The sequence below is a fragment of the Coleofasciculaceae cyanobacterium genome (assembly GCA_036703275.1).
Classification (GTDB): Bacteria; Cyanobacteriota; Cyanobacteriia; order Cyanobacteriales; family Xenococcaceae; genus Waterburya.
Genome location: DATNPK010000073.1, coordinates 1 through 5,016, shown reverse-complemented (window position 1 = coordinate 5,016; position 5,016 = coordinate 1). Strand labels below are relative to the sequence as shown.

The window sequence follows — 5,016 nt, the reverse complement described above, 5'->3', positions numbered from 1 at the left end:
GATAGCCGTCTGATAATTGGCTAAAGTAGCCGAACCAGTTAGGGTAATAGTTCCTGTGGTTGCGTTGTAGCTACTGGCGGTGATGCCTGGGGGTAAAGTTCCTGCTGCTAATAAATCGCTGGCTTGGGCATTGGTTAAGGTGATGGTTGCCAAGGCGATGTTGGTGTTATCGGGGTCGGTAACGCTGATGTTGCTATTGGCAACGGATACGGCACTACCTTTTTCGGTGAAAGTGGTTTGGTAGTCGTTACCCGCAGTACTACCATCAAGGTCAATGACTGGTGGGTCGTTGACTGGGGTAACGTTGATGGTGGTAGTAGCCGTATTGCTAACAAACCCGCCATCATTAACTACAACATTAACCGTACGTGCGGTGGTGCTGGGATTATTAGAGGTGTTATTGAAAGTAACGGCGCGGATAGCCGTCTGATAATTGGCTAAAGTAGCCGAACCACTTAGGGTAATAGTTCCTGTGGTTGCGTTGTAGCTACTGGCGGTGATGCCTGTTGGTAAAGTTCCTGCTGCTAATAAATCGCTGGCTTGGGCATTGGTTAAGGTGATGGTTGCCGAGGCGATGTTGGTGTTATCGGGGTCGGTAACGCTGATGTTGCTATTGGCAACGGATACGGCACTACCTTTTTCGGTGAAAGTGGTTTGGTAGTTGTTACCCACAGTACTACCATCAAGGTCTAATTTTGGTACAGATAAAGTGGTTGGAGTCCATGGCTGTCCCTGTCCAAATTCAAGAAAATAATAAGCTATACCACTTTGTAGGCCGTAGTTATTCGATCCAACGTTAAGATTGATTCTGCTTACTTCGTCATAAGTAATCTGTACCCTGCCATTCTGGGTTGTGGTGACATCTCCAGTAAGATTAGCATCGCTAGTACTAGTAAATTTTGTCACTCCCGATGAATCGGTGGCGTATTCTATTTGACCGCCTGTTGAAATTAATGAGGCTACATTAAAACCCCTAAAAGTTTGATACTGCCTTGCATCGATGTCATAAGAGTTAAGTTTGACATTTTGGAGCGTTATTGGCGTACCAGTATTGGTATTATTTTTATAAGAGCCTGCCTCAATGAATTGAATATTAAATGTTGCTCCCGTACCATTTGCAGCTGTCGTACCTTGTAGGCGGGGAGAAAAGAATCCGGTTAGGTTACCCTGATCGGTTGTGGCGGTTCCAGAGTAATCAGGATCTGTGATAGTAATATTTGGAGCTACATTTGCAGTAGTAACAATTGCATCAACGCCTGTAACGCCTGTAACGCCTGTAACGCCTGTATAGACACCCGTGTAAAGGACAATATTTCCTTGCGCAGTTCCAGTGCCGACTTTAGGGACAGGAGTACTAAAATTTAGATTTGCATTATTGATATTAACTGTGGCAAATTCTACTGCTACATCTTGTTCATCAATTTTTAGCACCCCACTATCGTTTTCACTAGCTATAGCTGCTTGTTCTTCTGCTGACAGAACTCGATCGCCAACCATGCTAGCAAAGAGTTGTCCTTCATCTCCTTGACTATCTAAGCCACTATTAAGACGATGGTCAAAATCGTGTCCTAGTTCTTCTAATAAAACTCTTGAAACACTGTCATTAGAAGCAGTTTCCAACCAATCTCCGTTAAGATAGATAGTCGCTTCATTAGTAGTTCCAGTAGAGCTATAAGCTCCTAAAGCACCCTTCATTTCTGAGGCACTACGAACCTCTAAACGAATTGAGTAAGTGCCATTGAGAATGGACTCTTGTAACGCCAAAGCATTATCAGTCCAGGTACTAGAGCCAGCCGTCCCACCAAAAGGGATAGCAGCCTGCATTAAAAAATCTTCTTGTGAGAACCAAGTTGCTAATTGTTGACTAAGTAAAGCTGACGCAGGTTTTAACCCCACTGAGTATTTTGAAGACTGCTCTGCAAGATTTATACGAAGAGAAGTGAAAGTATCGTTACTCATATTTATAAAATAAATAGTTAATTGAAGTTATTAGCAGTTCTGCTATATATCGAAGTCAAATAAAGCTTTTCTCCAATTAGAGGAAGAAAATTTTTGTGGAGCGTTAAATAATAATTTATTTAGCGATCGCCAAAATATAATTTTTGGCATGGAAATTACCAACATAAAAAGTTTATGTTTGCAGGCGTATTTAACAATAAGTGTAAATACGTAGGTAAAAATATTACAAAGTTATGCGTAACTTCCAACAAAGTAATCCAAAAAATAGGCAATGCCATCAGAGAAAACATCGTGGTGAAAATTATTAGGATGAGAAAAGAAATTACTGATAAGTCCAAAAAATTATTTAGCTAGACGAATAGAAAGCTTAAGCAGATCTACCGACTGAGAATCACAGAGAGTTGTCTTGGCAAGCATTTACGGTTAAGGTATTTTTACCCACCCGGACTTGTCATACACCGAATGGAGCGCTCGCCTCATCGTTGCTTTGCGCTAATAGCTTTAAACTAACCAAATTGCGATCTTTTCCGAAGCAGGCTAATAGCTAATAGCTTAGCTATACCGATCTTTCGAGTCGGTGAGTAGTCAAAAAAAACTTTAGTAGCAGTTGATAACCCGATCAATCCTTTCGACCTGTAAAATTAACTTTATATTTTCCTAACGTTTGCTGCTGGTAAAGTCAGAGATTACTCCGCCGTAAAACGACGGAGCCTGCTCTGACCGTTGGTAAAGCAATCAACTAAGCCAGACCTTACAATGGCTGCGCAATGTAGGAATATGTAGTTGAAATTCACCGTAATCAAAGCTCTACTTTTTAGACATTTTTATGAACATAAGTACTGTTTCCACAACGCCTTTTTCGGATCAAAAGCCAGGAACTTCAGGATTACGTAAGTCTGTAACCACATTTCAACAACCCCACTATTTAGAAAATTTTGTTCAATCGATCTTTGATTCTCTAGAAGGCTGTGCGGGTCAAACTATAGTATTGGGAGGTGATGGACGCTACTATAACCGCGAAGCGATTCAAGTCATTATGAAAATGGCTGCCGCCAACGGTATCGGGCGCATTTTGGTAGGTAAAGGCGGAATTATGTCTACTCCTGCTGCTTCGGCTATTATTCGTCAATATAAAGCCTATGGCGGTATTATTCTTTCGGCTAGTCATAATCCAGGTGGCCCAGAAGGAGACTTTGGAATTAAGTACAATATTACTAGTGGAGGCCCTGCACCAGAGAAAGTAACCGAGGCAATCTTTGCTCGTTCTAAAACTATCGACAGCTATAAAATTCTCGAAGCTGGGGATATCAACTTAGATAAACTAACGGTGACGCGCTTAGGAGAAATGAGCGTCGAAGTAATTGACCCTGTTGAACCTTACGCTCGTCTGATGGAGTCGCTGTTTGATTTTGACAGTATCCGTAAGTTAATCAAAAATGATTTTAAACTGTGTGTTGATTCAATGCACGCGGTTACAGGCCCTTATGCTAAAGATATATTTGAAAAACGCTTAGGTGCATCGGGTGCAGTAGTTAATGGTGAACCATTGCCAGATTTTGGTGGAGGACATCCCGATCCTAACTTGGTATATGCTCACGATTTAGTAGAGATTATGTTTGGTAAAAATGCGCCAGATTTTGGTGCAGCTTCAGATGGTGATGGCGATCGCAATATGATTTTGGGTAATAACTTTTTTGTAACTCCTAGCGATAGTCTGGCGGTATTAACTGCTAATGCTACTTTAGCACCAGGATATCAGGATGGTTTATCGGGAGTTGCTCGCAGTATGCCAACTAGTGAAGCAGTAGATCGAGTAGCAGATAAATTAGATATTGCTTGTTATGAAACTCCTACAGGCTGGAAGTTCTTTGGTAACTTGTTGGATGCAGACAAAGCTACTTTATGTGGCGAAGAAAGCTTTGGTACTGGCTCAAATCATGTTCGTGAAAAAGATGGCCTATGGGCAGTATTGTTCTGGTTGAATATTTTAGCTGTAAAAGGACAGTCCGTAGAGGCGATCGTTAAAGACCATTGGAAAACCTATGGACGCAATTACTATTCCCGTCATGACTACGAAGAAGTGGACAAAGAACCCGCCACAGAATTAATGGAACGGCTGCGGGGTATGCTGAACACAATGACTGGTAAGCAATTTGGCAAATATGAAGTTAAATATGCCGATGACTTTAGCTACACCGATCCTGTTGACGGCAGCGTGAGTAAAAATCAAGGTATTCGGATTGGTTTTACTGATGGTTCGCGTATTGTCTTTCGTCTTTCTGGAACAGGAACAAAAGGAGCAACTCTAAGATTGTATGTCGAAAATTATGAACCCGATGCTAGTAAACATGAGCTGGAAACTCAATCAGCTTTAAAACCTTTAATCGATTTAGCTCAAGAAATTGCTCAAATCAAAGAATACACTCAACGTGATGAACCTACTGTAATCACTTAATTTAATAGCTTGTTTAGGAACAATAATTAATATTTTTTACTGGGTTGCGAAAGAGCGACCTTTTTTTTTCTCTGCATATCAAGAATTTGGCGATCGCGGAGCCCTAAAGGATATGCGGAGCGGTATGCTTTAGCATTAGCGCCTGGAGGCGCGTCCGTGGGCTGCGCCCAATCGCAAGTTAACCAAGTTAGGTTATCTCAAGGAATTCAACCTATCCTGCTCGATTACGTCGTTGATAAATGTTAAATTTGACATACTCACCTGAGTGAAGTCGAGGTGATTGTGGAATCAAACAAGAATTGGAAGTGAAACTTCTCTTACATTCTCTACCCCAAGACTAGATGCCCCTAGTCTCAAAATATTAACTAAAGGCATCCAATCGCGTTAGATGCCTTTAGTTTCACAGCTAACTTTATTGAGGAAATCCAAGTCTTCCGCCTTTTTCCAACTGGTCAACAAGCTAGAGGTTTGTTTGTAATCAATCCTTTCTTGTCGCTCATACCAACCCTCGGTATAGTGCGCAAGAGCTTTGTTGTAGACCAAACGCACGCAACCCATTGTCCGTCGCAAAAGATTTTCTTGCGCTTGTGTCGGGTAAAAGC

Annotated in this window: 3 protein-coding genes; 1 reads left to right on the top strand and 2 read right to left on the bottom strand. The window is 41.6% G+C overall.

All coding sequences use genetic code 11. The features are described 5' to 3' along the window. A partial coding sequence (locus tag V6C71_13380) for a hypothetical protein (protein ID HEY9769465.1) occupies positions 1-1,959 on the bottom strand: 1,959 nt, incomplete at its 3' end. An 826-nt stretch (positions 1,960-2,785) separates the two neighbouring features. On the opposite strand from V6C71_13380, the gene V6C71_13375 reads away from it, so the two are divergent. Then, on the top strand, positions 2,786-4,414 hold the full coding sequence (locus V6C71_13375) for an alpha-D-glucose phosphate-specific phosphoglucomutase (GenBank protein ID HEY9769464.1): 1,629 nt from the start codon (positions 2,786-2,788) through the stop codon (positions 4,412-4,414). Between the two features lie 384 nt (positions 4,415-4,798). Here V6C71_13375 and V6C71_13370 read toward each other — a convergent pair. Continuing rightward, positions 4,799-5,016 (bottom strand): helix-turn-helix domain-containing protein (locus V6C71_13370; protein ID HEY9769463.1); only part of this gene is annotated, 218 nt, incomplete at its 5' end.